Source organism: Pseudomonas sp. ICBG1301 (genome assembly GCF_016918385.1).
Classification (GTDB): Bacteria; Pseudomonadota; Gammaproteobacteria; order Pseudomonadales; family Pseudomonadaceae; genus Aquipseudomonas; species Aquipseudomonas palleroniana.
Map to the genome: position 1 here is coordinate 339,950 of NZ_JAEKGB010000006.1, position 22,951 is coordinate 362,900.

General features: G+C 61.9%; 21 protein-coding genes. 5 read left to right on the forward strand and 16 right to left on the reverse strand.

All coding sequences use genetic code 11. The features are described 5' to 3' along the window. Positions 1-25: 25 nt before the first annotated feature. The 9 genes from JBE38_RS16880 to arcD (JBE38_RS16920) form a co-directional block, all read right to left on the reverse strand. Positions 26-1,402 carry an L-serine ammonia-lyase gene (locus tag JBE38_RS16880; protein ID WP_090368888.1) on the reverse strand — a complete coding sequence of 459 codons (1,377 nt, stop codon included), beginning with the start codon at positions 1,400-1,402 and terminating at the stop codon, positions 26-28. Positions 1,403-1,550: 148 nt separating this feature from the next. Then, positions 1,551-4,391, reverse strand: coding sequence for an aminomethyl-transferring glycine dehydrogenase (gcvP, locus tag JBE38_RS16885; RefSeq protein ID WP_205344710.1), 2,841 nt, complete (start codon positions 4,389-4,391; stop codon positions 1,551-1,553). Between the two features lie 10 nt (positions 4,392-4,401). After that, positions 4,402-4,785, reverse strand: a complete 384-nt coding sequence (gcvH, locus tag JBE38_RS16890) for a glycine cleavage system protein GcvH (RefSeq protein ID WP_060754171.1) — start codon at positions 4,783-4,785, stop codon at positions 4,402-4,404. Positions 4,786-5,191: 406 nt separating this feature from the next. Further along, a complete protein-coding gene (locus tag JBE38_RS16895; protein WP_060754170.1) occupies positions 5,192-6,700 on the reverse strand; it encodes a sigma-54-dependent transcriptional regulator in 1,509 nt (502 codons plus the stop codon). A 229-nt stretch (positions 6,701-6,929) separates the two neighbouring features. Continuing rightward, entirely contained in the window at positions 6,930-7,292 is a 363-nt protein-coding gene (locus JBE38_RS16900) for a DUF5064 family protein (protein WP_060754169.1), read from the reverse strand. Positions 7,293-7,310: 18 nt separating this feature from the next. Beyond that, positions 7,311-8,240 carry a carbamate kinase gene (gene arcC / locus JBE38_RS16905; RefSeq protein ID WP_090368895.1) on the reverse strand — a complete coding sequence of 310 codons (930 nt, stop codon included), beginning with the start codon at positions 8,238-8,240 and terminating at the stop codon, positions 7,311-7,313. Between the two features lie 152 nt (positions 8,241-8,392). Then, positions 8,393-9,403 (reverse strand): ornithine carbamoyltransferase, encoded by a 1,011-nt coding sequence (locus JBE38_RS16910; RefSeq protein WP_060754167.1) that lies wholly within the window; start codon positions 9,401-9,403, stop codon positions 8,393-8,395. 69 nt (positions 9,404-9,472) lie between these two features. Continuing rightward, positions 9,473-10,729 (reverse strand): arginine deiminase, encoded by a 1,257-nt coding sequence (arcA, locus tag JBE38_RS16915; protein WP_060754166.1) that lies wholly within the window; start codon positions 10,727-10,729, stop codon positions 9,473-9,475. 40 nt (positions 10,730-10,769) lie between these two features. Further along, positions 10,770-12,197: an arginine-ornithine antiporter gene (arcD, locus tag JBE38_RS16920; RefSeq protein ID WP_090368897.1), complete on the reverse strand. Its 1,428-nt coding sequence runs from the start codon at positions 12,195-12,197 to the stop codon at positions 10,770-10,772. 432 nt (positions 12,198-12,629) lie between these two features. Here arcD (JBE38_RS16920) and arcD (JBE38_RS16925) point away from each other — a divergent pair, with 432 nt between their 5' ends. After that, the gene (gene arcD / locus JBE38_RS16925; RefSeq protein ID WP_205344711.1) at positions 12,630-14,057 is read left to right on the forward strand and encodes an arginine-ornithine antiporter; all 1,428 of its coding nucleotides are present in this window, start codon (positions 12,630-12,632) and stop codon (positions 14,055-14,057) included. Then, complete coding sequence (locus JBE38_RS16930; RefSeq protein WP_205344712.1) at positions 14,054-14,917, forward strand: DNA-3-methyladenine glycosylase 2 family protein; 864 nt, start codon at positions 14,054-14,056, stop codon at positions 14,915-14,917. Before arcD (JBE38_RS16925) ends, JBE38_RS16930 begins: the two co-directional genes overlap by 4 nt. Positions 14,918-15,019: 102 nt before the next feature. Here the strand turns inward: JBE38_RS16930 and JBE38_RS16935 are convergent, their stop codons facing one another. The 7 genes from JBE38_RS16935 to JBE38_RS16965 form a co-directional block, all read right to left on the reverse strand. Then, entirely contained in the window at positions 15,020-16,369 is a 1,350-nt protein-coding gene (locus tag JBE38_RS16935; protein WP_205344713.1) for a CoA transferase, read from the reverse strand. A 40-nt stretch (positions 16,370-16,409) separates the two neighbouring features. Continuing rightward, the gene (locus JBE38_RS16940) at positions 16,410-17,753 is read right to left on the reverse strand and encodes a sensor histidine kinase (protein ID WP_104994674.1); all 1,344 of its coding nucleotides are present in this window, start codon (positions 17,751-17,753) and stop codon (positions 16,410-16,412) included. 67 nt (positions 17,754-17,820) lie between these two features. Beyond that, positions 17,821-18,291: an LTXXQ domain protein gene (locus JBE38_RS16945; RefSeq protein ID WP_060754160.1), complete on the reverse strand. Its 471-nt coding sequence runs from the start codon at positions 18,289-18,291 to the stop codon at positions 17,821-17,823. A gap of 150 nt (positions 18,292-18,441) precedes the next feature. After that, entirely contained in the window at positions 18,442-19,119 is a 678-nt protein-coding gene (locus JBE38_RS16950) for a response regulator transcription factor (protein WP_090368910.1), read from the reverse strand. 7 nt (positions 19,120-19,126) lie between these two features. Continuing rightward, on the reverse strand, positions 19,127-19,534 hold the full coding sequence (locus tag JBE38_RS16955) for a hypothetical protein (protein ID WP_060754158.1): 408 nt from the start codon (positions 19,532-19,534) through the stop codon (positions 19,127-19,129). Positions 19,535-19,640: 106 nt separating this feature from the next. Next, the gene (locus tag JBE38_RS16960) at positions 19,641-19,940 is read right to left on the reverse strand and encodes a YciI family protein (protein ID WP_090368912.1); all 300 of its coding nucleotides are present in this window, start codon (positions 19,938-19,940) and stop codon (positions 19,641-19,643) included. A gap of 1 nt (position 19,941) precedes the next feature. Beyond that, positions 19,942-20,538 (reverse strand): septation protein A, encoded by a 597-nt coding sequence (locus JBE38_RS16965; protein ID WP_198760663.1) that lies wholly within the window; start codon positions 20,536-20,538, stop codon positions 19,942-19,944. Between the two features lie 87 nt (positions 20,539-20,625). On the opposite strand from JBE38_RS16965, the gene JBE38_RS16970 reads away from it, so the two are divergent. The 3 genes from JBE38_RS16970 (at position 20,626) to JBE38_RS16980 (ending at position 22,951) form a co-directional block, all read left to right on the forward strand. Beyond that, positions 20,626-21,489 (forward strand): PHP domain-containing protein, encoded by an 864-nt coding sequence (locus JBE38_RS16970; RefSeq protein WP_060754155.1) that lies wholly within the window; start codon positions 20,626-20,628, stop codon positions 21,487-21,489. 13 nt (positions 21,490-21,502) lie between these two features. Beyond that, positions 21,503-22,132: an L-threonylcarbamoyladenylate synthase gene (locus JBE38_RS16975; RefSeq protein WP_060754154.1), complete on the forward strand. Its 630-nt coding sequence runs from the start codon at positions 21,503-21,505 to the stop codon at positions 22,130-22,132. A 120-nt stretch (positions 22,133-22,252) separates the two neighbouring features. Then, positions 22,253-22,951: a segregation and condensation protein A gene (locus tag JBE38_RS16980; RefSeq protein WP_174554055.1), complete on the forward strand. Its 699-nt coding sequence runs from the start codon at positions 22,253-22,255 to the stop codon at positions 22,949-22,951.

Here is a 22,951-nt window from a genome sequence, read left to right on the forward strand (position 1 = left end):
AAACGTGCCGGCGCGCCGTGGGGCGTCAGCACTCGATAATGTTGACGGCTAAACCGCCACGGGCGGTTTCCTTGTATTTGCTTTTCATGTCGGCGCCGGTCTGGCGCATGGTGCGGATCACCTTGTCGAGGGACACAAAGTGCTGCCCATCGCCACGCAAGGCCATGCGCACGGCATTGATCGCCTTGACCGAGCCCATCGCGTTGCGCTCGATACAGGGCACCTGCACCAGCCCGCCAATCGGGTCGCAGGTCAGGCCGAGGTTGTGCTCCATCCCGATCTCGGCGGCGTTTTCTACCTGGGATACCGTGCCGCCCAATACCTCGCACAACGCACCGGCCGCCATGGAACAGGCCACGCCGACCTCGCCCTGGCAACCGACTTCGGCGCCTGAGATCGAGGCGTTTTCCTTGTACAAAATGCCGATGGCGGCGGCGGTGAGCAGAAAGCGCACCACGCCATCTTCATTCGCGCCCGGAATAAAGCGCATGTAGTAATGCAGCACCGCCGGCACGATCCCGGCTGCACCATTGGTGGGCGCCGTGACCACGCGCCCGCCGTTGGCGTTTTCTTCGTTGACCGCCAAGGCGTAGAGGTTGACCCAGTCGAGCACCGACAGTGGGTCGCGCAGCGAGGACTCCGGGTTCTTGCACAACTGCCGGTGCAGGGCGGCCGCACGGCGCTTGACCTTCAAGCCACCGGGCAAAATCCCTTCGTTGCGACAACCGGCGTCCACGCAGTCCTGCATCACCTGCCAGATCTTCAGCAGGCCGACGCGGGTTTGCACTTCGGGCCGCCAGGCACTTTCGTTGGTCAACATCACCTGGCTGATGGACAACCCATAGGTGGTGCAATGGCCCAGCAACTCCTTGGCGTTCTTGAACGGGAAGGTCAGGGCCGTGGCGTCTTCGACAATCCGGTCGGCGCCGGCCGCGTCTTCATCCACCACGAAACCACCACCGACCGAGTAGTACTCGCGGCTGCGGATCTGGATGCCGGCGGCGTCGAAGGCGCGAAAGATCATGCCGTTGGGGTGGTAGGCGAGGGGTTTGCGAATCATCGCCAAGTGTTCTTTCTCGTTGAACACAATGCTGTGTTCACCGAGCAGATTCAGGCGGCCATCTTGGCGCATGTGGGCCAGGCGGGCAGCCACAGTGTCGGTATTCACGGTATCCGGGTGTTCGCCTTCCAGGCCCAGCAGCACGGCCTTGTCGCTGCCGTGGCCTTTGCCGGTGGCGCCGAGGGAGCCATAGAGTTCCACCTTGACGCAGGCGGTGGCACTCAGCAGGTTGTCACGCTTGAGCCCCTCGACAAAGCGAGCGGCGGCGCGCATCGGGCCGACGGTGTGGGAACTGGAGGGGCCGATGCCAATCTTGAACAGGTCGAACACGCTGAGGGACATGGTTGTTCTCCGGTTTCTTATTATTTGGCTGGGTCAGTGTGGGAGGGGGCTTGCTCCCGATTGCAGTGGTTCAGCCAGCTAATCTGTAGCTGACCCACCGCTATCGGGAGCAAGCCCCCTCCCACAGGGGACCGAGTTGACCTTTCGGTTATGCGTAGCTCTCGATCGAAGGGCACGCACACACCAGGTTACGGTCGCCAAACACGTTGTCCACACGACCCACCGGTGGCCAGTACTTGCCTTCGATCAACGACGCCACCGGGTACACCGCTTGTTCACGGCTGTACGGATGCGACCATTCACCCACCAGTTCCGCCGCGGTGTGCGGCGCGTTCTTGAGCGGGTTGTCGTCCTTGTCGAGGGTGCCGTTTTCAACCGCGCGAATTTCTTCACGGATGGCGATCATCGCGTTGCAGAAGCGATCCAGTTCTTCCTTGGATTCACTTTCGGTCGGCTCGATCATCAAGGTCCCGGCGACCGGGAACGACATGGTCGGCGCGTGGAAGCCGAAGTCGATCAGGCGCTTGGCCACGTCGTCCACGCTGATGCCGCTGCTGTCTTTCAGCGGGCGCAGATCCAGGATGCATTCATGCGCGACCAGGCCGTTGCTGCCGGTGTACAGCACGGGGTAGTGCTCTTCCAGGCGACGGGAAATGTAGTTGGCGTTGAGGATCGCCAACTGCGAAGCGCGCTTGAGGCCCGCGCCGCCCATCATGCTGATGTACATCCAAGTGATCGGCAAAATGCTCGCGCTGCCGAACGGCGCCGCGCACACCGCACCTTCCTTGCGTTCCATGGCCGCATGGCCCGGCAGGAATGGCGTCAGGTGGGATTTCACGCCAATCGGGCCAACGCCCGGGCCGCCACCGCCATGGGGGATGCAGAAGGTTTTATGCAGGTTCAGGTGGGACACGTCGCCGCCGAACTTGCCCGGCGCGCACAGCCCGACCATGGCATTCATGTTGGCGCCGTCGATGTACACCTGACCGCCGTTGTCATGAATGATGCCGCAGATCTCGCGGATGCCTTCTTCGAACACGCCGTGGGTAGACGGGTAGGTGATCATCAGCGCGGCGAGGTGGTCGCGATGCTCGATGGCCTTGGCCCGCAGGTCTTCGATATCCACGTTGCCACGCGCGTCGCACGCGGTGACAACCACGCGCATGCCGGCCATGTTGGCGGTCGCGGGGTTGGTGCCGTGGGCCGACGAGGGGATCAGGCAGATGTCGCGGCGCTCTTCGCCACGGCTTTGGTGATAGGCACGGATGGCCAGCAGGCCAGCGTATTCACCCTGGGAACCGGCGTTCGGTTGCAGCGAAATCGCGTCGTAGCCGGTGGCCGCGCAGAGCATGGCTTCCAGCTCGGACGTCAGTTGCTGGTAGCCGGCGCTTTGTTCGGCCGGGGCGAAGGGGTGCAAGCCACCGAATTCGGCCCAGGTCACCGGGATCATTTCGCTGGCGGCATTGAGCTTCATGGTGCACGAGCCCAGCGGGATCATGGTGCGATCCAGTGCCAGGTCCTTGTCGGCCAGCTTGCGCAGGTAGCGCATCAGCTCGGTTTCCGAGTGATAGCGGTTGAACACCGGGTGGCTGAGGATCGGCGACTGGCGCAGCAGGGCGGCCGGCAGGCTGCTTTCAGCGCTGGCGTTGAAGTCCGGCAAGGCTTTGCCGTCGGCGAAGATCGCCCAAAGGGTTTCGATATCGGCCTGGGTGGTGGTTTCATCCACCGAGACTCCCAGACGCTCGGCATCCACCACACGCAGGTTGATGCGCTGGGCGCGGGCCTTGTCGTGCAGGGCTGCGGTGTTGGCGCCGGTGTTGAGGGTCAGGGTGTCGAAGAAATTCGCTTGTTCGACCTGTTGGCCCAGGGCGGTCAGGCCCTTGGCCAGGATCGCGGTCAACTGGTGAACGCGCTGCGCGATCTGGGTCAGGCCTTTTGGACCGTGGTACACGGCGTACATGCTGGCGATGTTGGCCAGCAGCACTTGGGCGGTGCAGATGTTGCTGGTGGCCTTTTCGCGGCGGATGTGTTGCTCGCGGGTTTGCATGGCCAGGCGCAGTGCCGGCTTGCCGAAACGGTCCACGGACACGCCGACCAGACGCCCCGGCATATCGCGCTTGAACGCATCCTTGGTGGAGAAGTACGCCGCGTGCGGGCCACCAAAGCCCAGGGGGACGCCGAAGCGCTGTGCGCTGCCGATCGCCACGTCTGCGCCGAACTCACCCGGTGGGGTCAGCAGCGTCAGGGCCAGCAGGTCAGCCGCCACGGCCACCAGGGCGTTGGCGGTGTGGAAGCGCTCGGTCAGCTCACGGTAGTCGAACACGTCACCGTTACTGGCCGGGTATTGCAGCAGGGCGCCGAAGAACGGGCTGACGTCGGTCAGTTCGCGCTCATCGCCCACCACCACGTCAATGCCCAGCGGCTCGGCACGCGTACGCAGCACGTCGAGGGTTTGTGGATGGCTGTGCACCGAGGCAAAGAAGGCATTGCTGCCCTTGTTCTTGCTCAGGCGCTTGCAGAAGGTCATGGCTTCGGCGGCAGCGGTGGCTTCGTCGAGTAGGGAGGCGTTGGCGATCGGCAGGCCGGTGAGGTCGCTGATCAAGGTCTGGAAGTTCAGCAGCGCTTCCAGGCGGCCTTGGGAAATTTCCGGCTGGTAGGGGGTGTAGGCGGTGTACCAGGCCGGATTTTCCAGCAGGTTGCGCAGGATCGGCGAGGGGGTGTGGCAGTTGTAGTAACCCTGGCCGATGTAGGTCTTGAACAGCTGGTTCTTGCCGGCGATGGCCTTGATCTTGGCCAGGGCCTCGGCCTCGCTCAGGCCATCTTCCAGGCCGAGCACGCTGGTGCCCTTGATGCTTTCCGGGATCACGCTGGCGCTCAGGGCTTCCAGGGAATCGAAACCCAGGCTGGCGAGCATTTGCTGCTCATCCGCCTGGCGCGGGCCGATGTGGCGGGCAATGAATTCGTTGGCGGTGCTGAGATTGATCGTCATGGCGGGCTCCTCAAGCGTCAGCGTTGGCTTTGATCAGGCGGTCGTACGCATCCTGATCCAACAGCTTAGCCATTGCACCGGCATCAGCCGGTTTGAAGCGGAAGAACCAGCCTTCGCCCATCGGGTCTTCGTTGACCAGTTCCGGGCTGTCGCTCAAGGCTTCGTTCACTGCCAGCACTTCGCCGGTCAGCGGCATGTACACACCGCTGGCGGCTTTTACCGATTCCACTGTGGACGCTTCGGCACCCTTGTCGTAGCTCTGCAACTCCGGCAGTTGCACGAAAACCACGTCACCCAGCGCATTCTGCGCAAAAGCGGTGATACCCACGGTGACGCTGCCGTCAGCTTCGGCGCGCAGCCATTCGTGATCTTCAGTGAAACGCAACTCGCTCATGGAAACTCCTCAGGGCCAGATTCGTCTGGTGGACGGGATTGGAATAATGGGGAGTTGCTTAGCAATATTGCGGCCAATCTTATAAAACCGTTATAAATCAGTCAGTTATTAAAAATGGTTATAGCGCTATGCGTTTTGGCTGTAGCGATTTCGCTACAGCGCGACCTGCGAAAAAAAGCCTATGCGGATCAAAGCCTTGCATGGCGCGCAAAAAACAGGGTTGTAGCGATATCGTTACGCTGTAGCGCTTTCAGTACAGCCAATGTCGTTCCTGGACCTGATTTTGCAGTGCACTCACCTGTGGGAGGGGGCTTGCTCCCGATGGCGGCAAATCAGACACCTCATGTGTTGGCTGACACACCGCCATCGGGAGCAAGCCCCCTCCCACAATTGGATCGCTGTTCAGTCAGGGTTTGTTGGGGATGCCGTATTTACGCAGGCGATGGGCGATGGCCGTGTGGGAGGTTTGCAGGCGGCTCGCCAGTTGGCGGGTCGAGGGGTAGCTGGTGTAGAGCGTCTCCAGCAGGTTGCGCTCGAAGTCTTCCACGGCCTGTTCCAGGCTGTCGACTTCGCCGTCGCTCTGGCGTGCTACCGACGTGCCGGCGATGTCCAGGTCGCCGATGTCCACCAGGCTGCTTTCGCAGATGGCGGCGGCGCGGAAGATCACGTTTTGCAGTTGGCGCACATTGCCCGGCCAGCGGTTGCCTAGCAGTGCCGGGTAGGTGCCGGGCGCCAGGCGGCACACCGGGCGCTGGATCTGCGCGCAAGCCTGCTGCATGAAGTAGCGGGCGAGCAGCAGGATGTCCTGGCCGCGTTCGCGCAATGGCGGCACTTCGACGTTGAGCACATTAAGTCGATAAAACAGGTCTTCGCGAAAGGTGCCTTCGCTGACCATCTTCTCCAAGTCACGGTGGGTGGCGCTGAGGATGCGCACGTTGACCCGCACTTCACGGTCGCCGCCCACACGACGGAAACTGCCATCGTTGAGAAACCGCAGCAACTTGGCCTGCAAATACGGCGACATCTCGCCGATCTCATCCAGGAACACTGTGCCCTGGTTGGCCAGTTCCATCAGCCCCGGCTTGCCGCCGCGCTGGGCACCGGTGAAGGCGCCCGGGGCGTAGCCGAACAACTCACTCTCGGCGAGGTTCTCCGGCAGTGCCGCACAGTTCAAGGCCAAGAACGGCGCACTGTGCCGCGCACTGCTCGCATGGCAGGCCCGCGCCACCAACTCTTTGCCGGTGCCGGTTTCGCCCTGGATCAACAGCGGTGCATCCAGAGCGGCCACCCGCTGCGCGCGCGCCTTGAGAGTGCGGATCACCGGGGACTCGCCCAGCAGTGCATCAAAACCTTCGGCATGGTCGTGGTGCAAGGCCGACAGCTGTTCACCGATGCGGTTGGGTGGGTAGAGGGTCAGCAGGGCGCCGGCGTCGGTGATCGGCGTGGCGTCCAGCAGCAGGGTCTGGCCGTTGACGCTGATCTCGCGCAGGGGCAAACGAAAGCCCTGTTCCAGCAAGGTCTCCAGCAGTGCCGGGTCGTTGAACAGCTCGCTGATGCTTTCCCCGGCGGGTTCGCGACCATACAAGGCGATCAGTGCGGGGTTGGCCAGCAGGATCTTGCCGGCACTGTCCAGGGCCAATACCGGGTCGGTCATGGCGGCCAGCAGGGCGTCGAGCTGCAGGTGGCGACGCTGGCCGGGGAGGATGTCCACCACCGTCACCGCTTGCACCCCCTGCACGCTGAACAGCGCATCGCGCAGTTCTTCCAGCACCTCGGCGCTGAGGGTCGGTGCGTCGATGTAGACGTTGGGCGGTACCATTTCCACCGCATCCAGGTTGAGATTGCGCCCACCGAGCAGGGCCAGGACTTCCTGGGTAATGCCGACGCGGTCGATGAAGCTGACGTGGATACGCATGGGGTGGTGTTGGGTTCTGTGATGCGGAAGGTGGCCAGTATGCCTTGCAGACGATCGAGTTCAAACTGCGGGCGATCTGTAGTGAGCGGGCTTGCCCCGCGCTGGGTGGCGTAGCCGCCCCAACAAGGACGCCGCGGTGGTTCAGAAAGACCGAGGTGCCTCGGTTTGGGGCGGCTGCGCCACCCGGCGCGGGGCAAGCCCGCTCACTACAAGAGCTTGGTCGCGGCGGTCAGGCCAGATGCTCTGGCTTGATCGGATCGCCGGATTTCACATCTAGCTGATGCCGTACATCCTCGAACATCAAGTCGTATTGCTTGTGCATCGAGCCATTGAGTACGGCGATCTTCGGCATCCCGTACTTCTGCGCAATGTTCATCGCATGGCGCGCAAAGTCGAAAGCCTGGTCCTTGGGCAGGTAGAACTCTTCCTTGAGTTCCTTGCCCTGCACCGAACCGTGCAGCTTGAACAGCATTCCTTTGCCTTCCTTTGGATCCTGGCTGACTTCATAGTCGATGCACAGGTTGTAGCTGTAGTCATCCTTGTTGAGTGCGTGACGTTCAACGTGCAAGTGACCGGGTTCAAAGGTAGCCATAGGCGTCTCTCCTCTACTTCACAGATAGGTGATGCCAGGTTTTGCCGTGCTGATGCGTGTACCGGCGTGGCCCTGGACAATGGCTTCGATGTCCGAGAGTGAACCGATGACCGCGGTTTTGCCAGTTCGGCGGGCGAACTCGCAGGCCGCCTGGACCTTGGGGCCCATGGAGCCGGCGGCGAAGCCGAGTTTTTCGATGTCGTCCGGATGGGCCTGGGCGATCGCTTTCTGGGTCGGCTTGCCGTAGTCGATAAAGGCGGCGTTGACGTCGGTGGCGATCACCAGCAAATCGGCGTCCAGTTGCGAGGCCAGCAGCGAGGAACACAGGTCTTTGTCGATCACTGCCTCAATGCCGCGCAGCTTGCCGTCTTCGCCGTACATCGTCGGGATACCGCCGCCGCCGGCGCAGATCACGATGCTGCTTTTTTCCAGTAGCCATTTGATCGGGCGGATTTCGAAGATACGTTTGGGGCGTGGGCTGGCGACCACACGACGATACTTGTCGCCGTCCGGAGCAATGGCCCAGCCTTTTTCGCCCGCCAGTTTTTCAGCTTCGGCCTTGGAGTACACCGGGCCGATGGGTTTGCTCGGGTTCTGGAAGGCCGGGTCCTTGGCGTCGACTTCCACCTGGGTGAGCAGGGTGGCGAACGGCACTTCGAAGTCCAGCAGGTTGCCCAGTTCCTGTTCGATGATGTAGCCGATCATGCCTTCGGTCTCTGCACCCAACACGTCCAGCGGGTACGGCGAAACCTGGGTGTAGGCCGCCGCCTGCAACGACAGCAGGCCGACCTGCGGGCCATTGCCGTGGGCGATCACCAGCTCGTTGCCGGGGTGGATCTTGGCGATCTGTTCGGTGGCGATTCGGATATTGGCGCGTTGATTGTCCGCTGTCATGGGTTCGCCACGGCGGAGCAGGGCGTTACCGCCCAGTGCAACGACGATACGCATACAAAAGTCCCTCTGTAATTCTGCGTTGTGAACACAGTGTGGGAGGGGGCTTGCTCCCGATAGCGGTGTGTCATTCAGCAAATCTGTTAACTGACCCACCGCCATCGGGAGCAACCCCCCTCCCACAGTTTTATCCGTGTTCCTTCAATGGTTTACAAATCAGCCAGGGTCGAGACCAGGATCGCCTTGATGGTGTGCATGCGGTTCTCCGCCTGTTCGAAGGCGATGCAGGCCGGCGATTCGAACACGTCATCGGTCACTTCAATGCCGTTGGCCAGGTGCGGGTACTGCTCGGCGATCTGCTTGCCGACCTTGGTATCGCTGTTATGGAACGCCGGCAGGCAGTGCATGAACTTGGTGCGCGGGTTGCCGGTGGCTTTCATCAATTCGCTGTTGACCTGGTACGGCAGCAATTGCTCGATACGCTCTGCCCAGGCTTCCACGGGCTCGCCCATGGATACCCATACGTCGGTGTGGATGAAGTCCACGCCTTTGACCGCAGCTTTCGGGTCATCGGTGAGGGTGATGCGTGCGCCGCTTTCTTGCGCGTATTGCTTGCAGCGGCCCACCAGGTCGTCGTGAGGCCACAAAGCCTTGGGCGCGCAGATGCGTACGTCCATACCCAGCTTGGCGCCCACCAGCAACAGCGAGTTGCCCATATTGTTGCGTGCGTCACCCAGGTAGGCGTAGCTGATCTCGTGGATGGGCTTGTCAGCGTGTTCACGCATGGTCAGCACGTCAGCGATCATCTGGGTGGGGTGGTATTCATCGGTCAGGCCGTTGAACACCGGCACGCCGGCGAACTTGGCCAGCTCCTCGACGATTTCCTGCTTGAAACCGCGGTATTCGATGGCGTCATACATGCGCCCGAGCACGCGGGCGGTGTCCTTCATGCTCTCTTTGTGGCCGATCTGCGAGGAGTTCGGGTCGATGTAGGTGACATTGGCGCCCTGGTCATAGGCTGCCACTTCGAAAGCGCAGCGGGTGCGTGTCGAGGTTTTTTCGAAGATCAGCGCAATGTTGTTGCCCTTCAAGTGCTGCTGTTCGGTGCCGGTGTACTTGGCGCGCTTGAGGTCGCGGGACAGGTCCAGCAGGTAGCGCAGCTCGCGCGGGGTGTGGTGTTCCAGGCTGAGCAGGTTACGGTTGTGGATGTTGAACGCCATGATGATTCTCCTTGGATTCGGTAATCGGCCCGGTCGGCTTCGGGTGGACGCCGCCGGGAAGATGGTCGTTTAGTAGTCGATAGGGTCGCGGATGATCGGGCAGGTCATGCAGTGGCCGCCGCCACGGCCACGGCCCAGTTCACCGGCGCTGATGGTGATGACTTCCACACCGGCCTTGCGCAGCAGGGTGTTGGTGGAGGTGTTGCGGTCGTAGCCGATCACGACGCCCGGCTCCAGGGCGACGACGTTGTTGCCGTCGTCCCACTGCTCGCGTTCGGCGGCGAAGCTGTTGCCGCCGGTTTCCACCACGCGCAGGGCCTTGAGGCCAAGGGCGGCGGCGACGGTGTCGAGGAAGTTGGTTTTCTCCCGGTGAATATCGATACCGTGGGGCTTGCTCTCGTCAGGGCGCAGGGTGAAGGGCACGATCTGGTTGACCACTTCGGGGAAGATGGTGACCAGGTCGCGGTCGCAGAAGCTGAACACGGTGTCCAGGTGCATCGCCGCACGGGATTTCGGCAGGCCGGCAACGATCACTTTCTCCACCGCCTTGTTCTTGAACAGGTTGCGCGCCAGTTGGCCGATCGCCTGGTGGGACGAACGCTCGCCCATGCCGATCAACACCACGCCGTTGCCGATAGGCATCACGTCGCCGCCTTCCAGGGTGGAGGCACCGTGCTCCTGGTCGGGGTCGCCGTACCAGATCTGGAAGTCCGCGTTGGTGAATTCAGGGTGGAATTTGTAGATGGCGGTGGTCAGCAGCGTCTCTTGGCGTCGCGCCGGCCAGTACATGGGGTTCAGCGTCACACCGCCGTAGATCCAGCAGGTGGTGTCGCGGGTGAACTGGGTGTTGGGCAGCGGCGGCAGGATGAAGCTCGAATGCCCGAGGAAGTCGCGGAACATCTCGAGGGTCCTGCCACCGAAGCTGCTCGGCAGGTCATCGGCCGACACGCCGCCAATCAGGAATTCGCTGATCTTGCGCGGCTCAAGGCTGCGCAGCCACGAGCCGACTTCATCGACCAGGCCCAGGCCCACGGTATTGGCGGTGATCTTGCGTTCCAGGATCCAATCCAGGGCTTCAGGGATCGCGACGATATCGGTGAGCAGGTTGTGCATTTCCAGCACATCAACGTCCCGCTCGCGCATTTTGGTGACGAAATCAAAATGGTCGCGCTTGGCCTGGGCGACCCACAGTACGTCATCGAACAGCAGTTCATCGCAGTTGTTGGGGGTCAGCCGCTGGTGGGCCAAGCCTGGGGAGCACACCATGACTTTGCGCAGTTTGCCGGCTTCGGAATGTACGCCGTACTTCACTTTTTCGGTGGTCATTACAGATCCTCCAGTAGAAACACTTCTTTTGGATAAAGCGCTATAGGGTCAGGAAGCCGTCGTAGAGGCCGTAGGCAGCCAGCAGGGCGCCTATGACCACAGCGGCGAAAATCAGCTTCTCGACGTTGGTGAAAATCGGTTTGCCCAGTTCATGCTTGGCCTTGGCGAACAGGATCGCGCCGGGGGCGTAGAGCAGGGCGGAGAGCAACAGGTATTTGGTGCCGCCGGCGTAGAGCAGCCAGATCGCGTAGATCAGGGCGATGGCGCCGATGCACAGGTCTTTCCTGCGTTCGCGCAGGGCGTTTTCGTAGGTCTCGCCGCGTACCGCCAGCAACAGGGCGTAGGCCGCCGACCACAGGTAAGGCACCAGGATCATCGAGGTGGCGAGGTAGATCAGCGACAGGTAGGTGCTGGCGGAAAACAGCGTGATCACCAGGAACAGCTGCACCATCGCGTTGGTCAACCACAGCGCGTTGACCGGCACGTGGTTGGCGTTTTCGCGGCGCAAAAACTCCGGCATGGTGTGGTCCTTGGCTGCGGCGAACATGATCTCCGCACACAGCAGCACCCACGACAGCAGTGCTCCCAGCAGCGAGATGATCAAGCCGACGCTGATCAGTATCGCGCCCCAGTGGCCCACCACATGTTCCAGCACGGCGGCCATCGACGGGTTCTGCAGCTTGGCCAGTTCCGGCTGGGTCATGATCCCCAGGGACAGCACGTTCACCAGCATCAAGAACAGCAGCACGGTAATAAAGCCGATCACGGTGGCCTTGCCCACGTCACTGCGCTTTTGCGCACGGGACGAGAAGATGCTCGCGCCTTCGATGCCGATGAACACCCACACGGTGACCAGCATCATGTTGCGCACCTGGTTCGCCACGCTGCCCAAGTCGGGGTTTTTCACGCCCCAGATATCAGCGGTGAAGATGTCCAGCTTGAACGCGAACAGGGCGATCAACACGAACAGCAGCAGCGGCACCACCTTGGCGACGGTAGTCACCAGGTTGATGAACGCCGCTTCCTTGATGCCACGCAGCACCAGGAAATGCACGGCCCACAGCAGCACCGAGGCGCCGATCACGGCTGCCGGCGTGTTGCCCTCGCCGAAGATCGGGAAGAAGTAACCGAGGGTGCTGAACAGCAAGACGAAGTAGCCGACGTTGCCCAGCCAGGCGCTGATCCAATAGCCCCACGCCGATGAGAAGCCCATGTAGTCGCCGAACCCGGCTTTGGCGTAGGCATACACCCCGCCGTCGAGGTCGGGCTTGCGGTTGGCCAGGGTCTGAAACACAAATGCGAGGGTCAGCATGCCGATGGCGGTGATGAACCAGCCAATCAATACGGCGCCGACGTCGGCGCTGGCGGCCATGTTTTGCGGCAAAGAAAAGATCCCGCCGCCAATCATCGAACCCACGACAAGTGCAACCAGTGCACCCAGCCTAAGTTTTCCGGGAGTTTCAGACATTGCATGACTCCAATGCAGGAGAAGAGAGACCACAGAATAATTCTGTGCGCTAATCAAACAGCTGACTCAGATCACTTCATTGGCACATTCCATTGTGAATTAATGACTTAGGATGGCGATTCGCGGGCGATAAAAATCCTCGGAGAAACGCTTTCTAGAGCGCTCTCTTCTTTGTGGTTAATCAGTGGGCAGCGGTATGGATGTTTTAAACTAGTCTGTATTCTCGATTGTGCAAACTTTTGACAGAAAGATGGCGATAGGCCATAGATTGCAGTATTTAAATTCTAAATAAACCCGAATCGGATTAATTGAAATGCCGCTACGTTATGAATAAGTAAGTTTTATCGCGGTTTCTAATAAACGTTGCGCTCGCCGAGTCAATGAGCGAAGTGCACAGTTTTCAGCTCAAGTTGTTGTTCATCAGGAGTGTTCATGTCCCAATCGCCGCAGAAACTGCGACTCAGTGCCCTGATTGCCTTGGTGGTGGGATCGATGATTGGCGGCGGGATCTTTTCTCTGCCGCAAAACATGGCTGCCCGCGCCGAGGTGGGTGCCGTATTGATTGGTTGGGCCATCACCGCCGTCGGCATGCTGACCCTCGCGTTCGTGTTCCAGACCCTGGCCAATCGCAAGCCCGAGCTGGATTCCGGAGTGTATGCCTATGCCAAGGCCGGGTTTGGCGACTACATGGGCTTCTCATCGGCGTGGGGCTATTGGATCAGTGCCTGGATGGGCAACGTCGGCTACTTCGTCTTGCTGTTCAGCACCCTCGGCTACTTTTTTCCGGTGTTCGGCCAGGGGAATACGCCGGTCGCCATCGGCTGTGCGTCGCTGTTGCTGTGGGCGGTGCATTTTCTGGTACTGCGCGGGATCAAGGAGGCGGCGTTCATCAACCAGATCACTACCGTGGCGAAGATCGTGCCGCTGCTGATGTTTATCGTGATCGCCGCCGTGGCGTTCAAGGCGGATATCTTCACCCGGGATATCTGGGGCCTGGGCAACCCGAAGATCGGCAGCGTGGTCGACCAGGTGCGCCACATGATGCTGGTCACCGTGTTTGTGTTCATCGGCATCGAGGGGGCCAGCGTGTATTCGGCGCGGGCCGAGAAACGCGTGGATGTGGGGCGCGCCACGGTGATCGGCTTTCTTGGCGTGCTGGCGCTGCTGGTGCTGGTGAATGTGTTGTCCCTGGGCATCATGAGCCGGCCGGAGTTGGCGCAATTGCAAAACCCGTCCCTGGCCGGCGTGCTGGAACATATCGTTGGCCCGTGGGGCGCGATGCTGATCAGCCTCGGCCTGGCGGTGTCATTGCTGGGGGCCTTGCTCTCGTGGGCGTTGCTCTGCGCCGAGATCCTCTACTCCACGGCGCAGGACAAGACCATGCCGGCCTTCCTGAAAAAGGAAAACGCCAATCAGGTGCCGGTCAACGCCTTGTGGCTGACCAACGTGATGATCCAGGCTTTTCTGGTGGTGACGCTGTTTTCCCAAAGCACCTACACCACCCTGATTTACCTCGCGTCTTCGATGATTCTGGTGCCCTATCTCTGGTCGGCGGCCTATGCCGTGTTGCTGAGCGGGCGCGGCGAAACCTATGAAGGCGCCCAGCGCCGACGCCGGCAGGATTTACTGGTCGGGCTGATCGCCGTCGGTTATGCCCTCTGGCTGCTCTACGCCGCGGGCCTGAAATACCTGTTGTTGTCAGCACTGCTTTACGCACCGGGGGTGATTCTGTTCGCCCAGGCCAAGCGCGAACAGGGCCGCCCCTTGTTCACGCTGATGGAAAAAGGCATTTTCAGCGGCGTGATCGCCGGCGCAGGCCTGGCGGCGTATGGCTTGTACAGCGGGGTGTTGTCGTTGTGAGACTGGTGTATCAGCCGCCCTATGATTGGGCGGCGATGGTGGATTTTCTGACGATGCGTGCAATTACCGGCCTGGAAACCCTGGTCGACGGCGTGTATCGGCGCAGCATCAGTGTGAATGGGCAGTTGGGTTGGATCTGTGTGGCGCCGGGTTCGGGCGATTGGTTGGAGGTTGAGGTGGCGTTTCCCGACGCGCAGGCCCTGCCCGAGATCGAGCGACGCTTGAGGGCAATGTTTGATCTGGACGCACAGCCCGAGTTGATCGGCGCGCAATTGGCTGCCGATCCGCTGATGGCCGCATTGGTCGCCGCTCGCCCGGGGCTTCGGGTTCCAGGCACTTGGGATGGGCTGGAGCTGGCGATTCGCGCGGTGCTGGGGCAGCAGATCACAGTGGTTGCGGCTATCCGCCTGGCAGGCAAGTTGGTGGCGCATTATGGGCGGCCGCTGCAAACACCGCACCCGGGCATTACCCATGCGTTCCCCACGGCCCAGGTCCTCGCCGCAGCGGACCTGGCGAGCCTGGGCATGCCCAAGGCGCGGGGACGGACCTTGTCGGGAGTGGCCCAGGCGTGGCTGGATGATCCGCATGTATTCGAGCCCAAGGCCACTCTCAAGGAGGGCGTGGCGCGGCTGGTGGCCTTGCCGGGCATCGGCGACTGGACCGCGCACTACATCGCCATGCGTCAGATGCGCGAGCCGGACGCGTTTGCCTCCGGCGATATCGGCTTGATCAATGCGTTGGCAGCGTTAGAGGGCGGGCCGGTTTCGGCGCGACAATTGCTGGCCCGAGCCGAGGCATGGCGGCCTTTGAGGGCCTATGCGGCGCAGCATTTGTGGACGTCGCTGAACCGGGGGGATTGATTGTGGCAGTACTGGCCTCATCGGGAGCAAGCCCCTTCCCACACTTGATTTGCAATGCAGTCGAGTGTGGGAGGGGGCTTGCTCCCGATAGCAGTCTTAAGGTCACCACTGCGGTCGATGCGAACCCAGTTCCCCAGCCGGCAACTCCCACTGCAATGGCGTCCCGCTGATGCTCAACGGCGCCAGCAACCGGTGCGCCGGGCCCCAGGCCGTCGGTTCCACCACCAAGCCTTGATCATCCGGCCCTTCAGCGCGTAGCGCCGGTTGCGCGGGCACTGGCCCGGCGTCCACCAGCAACTTCGCCGTGCGGGCCAATGACAACCGCGCCGAACCGCCACGCCCGGTTTTCAAGCGCTCACTCAAGGCTTGAATCGCACCGGCCGCCAGCAGATACCCGGTAGCATGATCCAGCGCCTGTACCGGTAGCGGCACCGGTCTGTCCGCCTGTTGCCAGGCCATGCCGGCTTCGGCAATCCCGCTGCTCATCTGCACCAGGCTGTCGAAACCGCGCCGATTGCGCCACGGCCCGCTCCAGCCGTAAGCGTTGAGACTCGCGTCGATCAGGCCGGGGGCGAGTCGTTGCCGTTCCTCGGCGTTGTAGCCCAGGTGCTCCAGGGCGTCGGCGCGATAGCCGTGGAACAGGATGTCCGCATCTTTGAGCAGCGTCTCGAAGATCTGCCGGCCTTCGGCGCTTTTCAGGTCCAGACGGGCGCAGCGTTTACCCAGGGTCATCTCCGGCACCACGCCCGGTTCGTTCCAGCTGGGTGAATCGATACGCAGCACATCGGCGCCGAGGCCAGCCAGGAAGCGGCTGGCCACGGGGCCGGCCAAAACCCGGGTGAGGTCAAGCACCTTGATCCCCGCCAGTGGGCGCGCGACGGAGCCGAGCCAGGGTTGTTCAGTCACCGTGTCGAAGGTACGTCGCTGTACCAACGCCTCGGCATTCACCGCCAACCCTTGGGGGTGGGTTTGCCAGGCCTGCCAGCTACGCATCTGCGCGGCGCAACCGCCCGCATCGACGATCGCCTGCTCCAGGTTTGCAGCGTTCCAGGTTGCCACTTTGCCGGCCATGTCGGTTCGGTCGGTGACTTTGCCCAGTATGCTTTCGGCGGCCGCGCGGTGATGGGGTGCGTTGGTGTGTAAACGAATCCAGCCGTCGGCACTGGCATAGTCACCGGCTACCGGGTCCCACAGCGGCGGTACCTGCCAGCCAACCGGGCGAATCGACGACGAGAACCAGAAGGATGCCAGGCGCTGGTCCACCGTGACCGCAGGCAAGCGTCCGGTCTGTTGCTGGACCAGTTGCGCGACGGCCTGGCCGGCGGCGCCGATGCTGGCAACGGCCAGTTCGGTGACGGCGAAGGTCGAGGGCAGGGCACCGGCCGAGGTTCTGGCCAGTGGGGTCGGCGGTAAATCGAGTGCGGCTTGGATGGGTGTCAGCAAGTCAATCATCAAAGGCCCTCCGTAAGAGAAGGGCCACTATAGAAGATCATCACACCGGCGTGACAACCCCAGGTTGCAACGGCAGGTCGATACTGGCGATAAAACCGCCGTCGGGATGGTTGCTCAGGAGCAGGCTGCCGCCATGGCGTTCGGCGGCGCGGCGCGCAATGGCCAGGCCAAGACCGTGGCCCTGGGCGGTCTGGCCGGGGGCGCGGTAAAACGGTTCGCCCAGCTGGCTCAGGTGCTCGGCTTCGACGCCGGGGCCATGGTCACGCACGCTGATCAGAATGCGCTCACCCTGGCGTTGGGCTTGCAACTCGATAGGCTGCCCCGGTGGGTTGAAGCGTTGGGCATTGCGCAACAGGTTATCCACCGCCCGTTCGATCATGGTCGGCCAGCCTTTGAGGTGCAGGTCGGCGTCGGCGTTCAGCGCGACTACCTGCTCCGGTGCACCGAGCTGGGCGTCCTTTTGCAGGGTTTTGAGCAGCGGGACCAGGTCCATTTCTTCGGCACTGGCGTTGTCGGCATCGACGCGGGCAAGCACCAGGATTTCGCTGATCAGCGCTTCCAGGCGGTCGCATTCGCGGGTCAGGCGCGGCCACAGGCGCTCGCGCTCTTCGGGGCTGGCGCGTTCGGCCAGGGCCAGGGCGATGCGCAGGCGGGCCAACGGTGAACGCAGTTCGTGGGACACATCGCGCAGCAACTGGCGTTGGCTGCCGATCAGGCTTTGCAGGCGTGCGCCCATGCGGTTGAAGTCGTTGGCCAGTACGCCGAACTCATCGCGGCGGTTGGCCAGTTTCGCCAGGCTGTTCTGCTGGTAGGTGGTCTGGCCAAGATCGTGCACAGCCCCGCGCAGACGGCTGAGCGGGCGGGTGATGGACAACGTCACCAGCAGGCTGAACAGGGTCAGCACCACCAGGGCAATCGCCAAGGCGCTCAGCGGCCACATCAGGCTGCCCCGATGCCAGGCGTCCAGTTCCGGGTGGGGGATGCGGTAGATCAGCAGGTAAGTGTCACCGGTTTTTTCGCTGGTGTACTCGGCGGTCAGGCGCCGCCACGGCAGGTGGCCGTCCTTGCTGTCGTTCTGTTTGGCTTCGAAAGCGGCGGCGCGGCGCGGGAAGGTGCCGCGCACCACTGGATCGCCGCTTTCGTTCAGCACCTGCACGTCGATGTGGTACTGGCGTTTGCGCTGCTGCAGCAAGTCCTGCGCGGCGTCCTCGCCTTGGGCTTCATAGAGCTGGGTCCATTCCTGCGCCAGATTGCGCAGGCCGGGGTGGCGGCTGAGAATCCAGGCATCTTGATTAAGCATGTGCCCAAGCAGGATCGATAACCCGGCAACCAAGGCGATGGCCAGCCAGAAACTTGCCAGGATCCGCCAGAACAATGAGCGCACAGGAAACCCTCAAACAGGAAAAGCCCAGCGGGTGCGCCGCTGGGCTGGGGGAAGTAAAGCTAGAGCATTATTGCGCTTTTTGCGGCTGTTGGGCTTTCCAGGCTTGGAATTCCTTCCATTCGGCACGGCGCTCGGCTTGTTTCTTGACGATCTCGTCGAATTTCTTCTGCTGATCGGGTTTCAGCACGGCGCGGATGTCGGCCTGGGTTTTCAGCTTGCCCGCCTCGATTTCATCCTGCATGGCTTTCTGGTCGGCGGCCGGGAGTTTGTCCAGGTACTTTTTGACCAGGTCTTTGCGAGCGTGCCATTGCTCACCCATCAACTTGCCGATTTGCTGGCGTTGTTCCTTGCTCAGGTCCAGCTCGCGGAATGGGCCGCCTCTGCCGCGTGGACCGTGTTCACCGCCGTGGCCCGGGCCACCCATCATGTGACCTTCAGGGCCGCCCATCGGGCCTGGGCCTGGGCCTTCCGGCATGGCGGCCATGGCAACGGTCGGCAGGGCAGCGGCGAACATCAGAGCGATAAGGGTCTTGCGCATGGTGATTCTCCTGTATCTATTCCGGTGAGTCCGGATGTGGGTAGATTAAGGAGATCAAGGTCAGCGGCGGTCAGCTGAGGGTAAAGCTTGGGTAAAGAGGTTTCGAAGCTGGCCTTACACAGGCCGTTCCCGCACGGGAACGATCTGTAGTCAGAGGCTGTAGTAGTAACCGCGGCTACGCAATGCCACGATCCGTGGCCGACCGTCCGGGTGCGGGCCGATCTTCTTGCGCAGGTTGCTGACGTGCATGTCCAGGCTGCGGTCGTAGAGCGTCAGCTTGCGGCCCAGGGCGATCTGCGCCAGTTCCTGCTTGTCCAGCGGTTCGCCGGGCTGGCGCAGCAAGGCTTCCAGCAGACGGCTTTCGGAGACGGTGAGAGAGAATTCCTGTTCATCGATGCTGACCACGCCGCGCACCGGGCTGAAGCACAGGTCGCCCAGTTCCATCTGCGTGGATACGGCCGCAGGGTGGCTGCGGCGCAGCACGGCGCGCAGGCGGGCGGTGAGTTCCCGAGGGTCGCAGGGTTTGGCCAGGTAGTCGTCGGCGCCCAGTTCCAGGCCGAGGATACGGTCCAGCGGTTCGCCACGGGCCGAAAGCATCAGTACCGGTAGCTCCGGATGGTCGGTGCGCAACTGCTTGAGCAATTCCAGGCCGCTGCCGTCGGGCAGCATCACGTCAAGCACCACCGCCGCCGGGGCAGCGTCGGCCAAGGCTTTGCGGGCGCTCAAACCATCGTGGCAGGCGCGTACGTGAAAGCCTTCCTGGCTCAGCCAACTGCTCAGCAGCTCACAGAGCTCCTGGTCATCATCTATCAGTAACAGCTCGCTCATGACTTACTCAATTTAGCCATTGTCGACGGCGACGGTGCCCACCGCTGGCGAAGATCCCGCACAGCAAGGCGATCAGCGCGACGGCCGCACCCGTGACGAACCACTGTTGTTGTTCGGTCAGCCAGCGCGTCAAGGCGCCACCCTGTGTTTCTTTGAGTTGCTGGGCCAGGCGTTGGTTCTCCTGGCGCAAGCGATTCAGTTGGGCGCTTTCGCGGGCGGCATCCGCGCTTTGCAGTTGTTTGCTCAGTTCTTCCCGTTGTCGTTCGCTTTCTTGCAAGCGTTGCTGCAACTCGGTGATCTGGCTGCCGGCACTCAAGGACAGGGGCGTGGAACTGCCGGTGCTCGAGGTTTCTTCAGCGTGGGCCGTAGCCCCGATCGTTAACACTGCCAACAGACACAACTGACGTAAGCGCATCGGAACTCCTGATTCCACACGAATATTCAGAACGTTGTCGGCAGGTTACCGGGAATAATGAGCCATTAGGAGTACGCCGAACCGATTAGGTTCGACGCTCCTTGCATTACGGCAGGACTTGCTTGAACGGCTTGATCAGCACATCGGCGTAGACGCCGGCCGCGACATACGGATCAGCTTTCGCCCACGCCTGGGCATCGGCCAGGGACGCAAACTCGGCGACGATCAGGCTGCCAATGAAGCCGGCCGCGCCCGGGTCGTTGCTGTCGACCGCAGGGTGCGGGCCTGCCAGCACCAAGCGGCCTTCGGCTTGCAGCACATGCAGACGCTCCAGGTGGGCTGGGCGCACACTCAGGCGTTTTTCCAGGGAGTTGGCGACGTCGGTGGCAATGATTGCGTAGAGCATGTCAGTCCTCGGTTTTCGGCGTGGTAGGGTCGGTGTCATGCAGGTGACGGGACAGGTAGATACCCTGGCCGACCAGGAACAGCACGGTCATGGCCAGGCTGCCGAACACCTTGAAGTCCACCCAGTAGTCCTGGAAGGTAAAGGCCACGAACAGGTTGGCGGCGCCGCAGAACAGGAAAAACACGATCCAGGCCACGTTCAGGCGTGTCCAGACCGGCTCCGGCAGGGTCAGTGCATGGCCCATGATCCGCTTGATCAACAGGCGGTCGCCGATGAAGTGGCTGCCGATGAACGCCAGGGCGAACAGCCAGTTCACCACCGGGGCTTTCCACTTGAGGAAGGTTTCGCTGTGGAAGGCCAGGGTCAGGCTGCCGAAGACCAGGCAGGCGACCAGGGTCAGCCATTGGCTTTTTTCCAGTTTGCGCTGGGAAATGAAGATCGCGCCGTAGACCACCACTGAGCTGATGATCAGCACGGCAGTGGCGCTGTAGATGCCTCCGACGGTCAGCTCGTGGCCCGCTAGATCGATGACCCTGGGGTCGAGTTTGTAAACGATGAAAAACAGCAACAGCGGGATGAAGTCGATGAATTGTTTCACAGTAAGAGCCAGAAGCTGGATGTGGCGGCATAATAACAAACATCCTTGGTAGCGAAAGCGCCAGCTGACTTGAGGTTACACAGTCCCGTGAATGTTGATTTGCACTGCCACAGCACAGCCTCCGACGGCGCCCTGGCGCCCGCGGCACTGGTTGCGCGAGCGTTTGAAAAAGGCGTGCGAGTCTTGTCGTTGACCGACCATGACACTCTCGAGGGGCTGGATGAAGCCCGCGCAGCTGCCCATGCCCTGGGCATGCAACTGGTCAACGGTGTGGAATTGTCCTGCACCTGGGGCGGTGCCACTATTCATGTGCTGGGCTACGGTTTCGACCAGGCAGCCCCGCCATTGGTGAAAGCCATCGCCCAATTGCACGACGGCCGCTGGCTGCGGTCCGAAGAAATAAGCCGCAAACTCAGCCTCAAAGGCATGCCCAATGCCCTCGACGGTGCCCGCGCCATCCAGCAGGAGCTGGGTGACAGCGGCAACGCGCCGGCCCGGCCGCATTTTGCCGACTGGATGGTGCGTGAAGGGTTTGTCAAAGACCGTGCCGAGGCCTTCCGCAAATGGCTGGGCGCCGGCAAGCTGGGCGATGTGAAGCTGCATTGGCCGACCCTGGAAGACACCGTCGAGACATTGCGCGCCTCCGGTGCCTGGGTCAGCCTGGCGCACCCCTGGCATTACGATTTCACCCGCAGCAAGCGCCGCAAGCTGATTGGCGACTATATTGGAGCGGGTGGCCACGCAATCGAAGTGGTCAATGGGCATCAGCCCGCCGAACAAGTCGGCAGCCTGGCGATCCTTGCCCGCGAATTTGGTCTGCTGGTCAGCGCCGGCAGTGATTTTCATGGCCCAGGCGGCTGGTCCGAGATCGGCGAGTATCGCCAAGTCCCGGAAGACCTGCCGCTCCTGTGGGGGCGATTCAAGCATGACCCCATTACTGCCACCGTCTGAACAGGTAGAACACGTGAGCCAATTCTTCCAGATTCATCCGGAAAACCCGCAAGCGCGCCTGATAAAACAGGCCGTGGAGATCATTCGCGCCGGCGGTGTGGTGATCTACCCCACGGACTCGTCCTACGCCATCGGTTGCCAGATCGGTGACAAAAGTGCGGTCGAGCGGGTCAGACGCCTGCGGGATCTGGACAAGAACCACAACTTTGCACTGATCTGCAGCGACCTGTCCCAACTGGGGCTGTTCGCCAAGGTCGACACCGGCACTTTCCGCCTGCTCAAGGCACACACGCCGGGGCCCTACACCTTTATCCTCAACGCCACCCGCGAAGTGCCGCGCCTGTTGCTGCACCCGAAAAAACGCACCATCGGCCTGCGGGTGCCGGAGCATCCGATTGCCCTGGCGCTGTTGGCTGAGCTGGGCGAGCCATTGATGAGTGTGTCGCTGATCCTGCCGGGTGAAGAAGAGCCCTTGTATGACCCCTACGAGATGCGCCGTTTGCTGGAAAAACATGTCGACCTGATCATCGACGGCGGCTACGGCGGCAACAAGGCCTCCACCGTGATCAACCTGGCCGACGGCGAGCCCGAAGTGGTCCGCGTGGGCTGTGGCGACCCGGCGCCGTTCATGGTCGAGGCCTGAATGTCGGTCGTGGAAACCGTTGACCCCCAGGCGGGCGCCCAGCAGGAACTGCCGTTCGCCATGGTGTATGGCCAGGCGGTCATGGAAATGCCGCTGGACCTGTACATCCCGCCGGACGCCCTGGAAGTCTTTCTTGAAGCCTTCGAAGGCCCGCTCGACTTGCTGCTGTACCTGATCCGCAAGCAGAACATCAACATCCTCGATATTCCGGTGGCGGAAATCACCCGCCAATACATGGGCTATGTCGAGCTGATGCAATCGGTGCGGCTGGAACTGGCCGCCGAATACCTGGTGATGGCGGCCATGCTCGCCGAGATCAAGTCGCGCATGCTGTTGCCGCGCTCGGAGACGGTGGAGGCCGAAGAGGACGACCCGCGTGCCGAGCTGATCCGCCGTCTGCAAGAGTACGAACGCTTCAAGGCCGCCGCCGAAGGCATTGATGGCTTGAGCCGGGTCGGTCGTGATGTGGTGGTACCCAAGCTGGATGCCCCCCAGGCCCGGGCGCGCAAGCTGTTACCGGACGTGAGCCTGGAAGAACTGTTGATGTCCATGGCCGAGGTCCTGCGCCGTGGCGACATGTTTGAAAGCCACCAGGTCAGTCGCGAGGCGCTGTCGACGCGCGAACGCATGAGCGATGTGCTTGAGCGCCTGAAAGGCGGTGGCTTTGTGCCCTTTGTCGAACTGTTCACCGCTGAAGAAGGGCGCCTGGGCGTCGTGGTGACCTTTATGGCGATCCTCGAACTGGTCAAGGAATCGTTGGTCGAGCTGGTCCAGAATGAGCCTTTTGCGGCTATCCACGTGCGGGCGCGAGCCGAATAA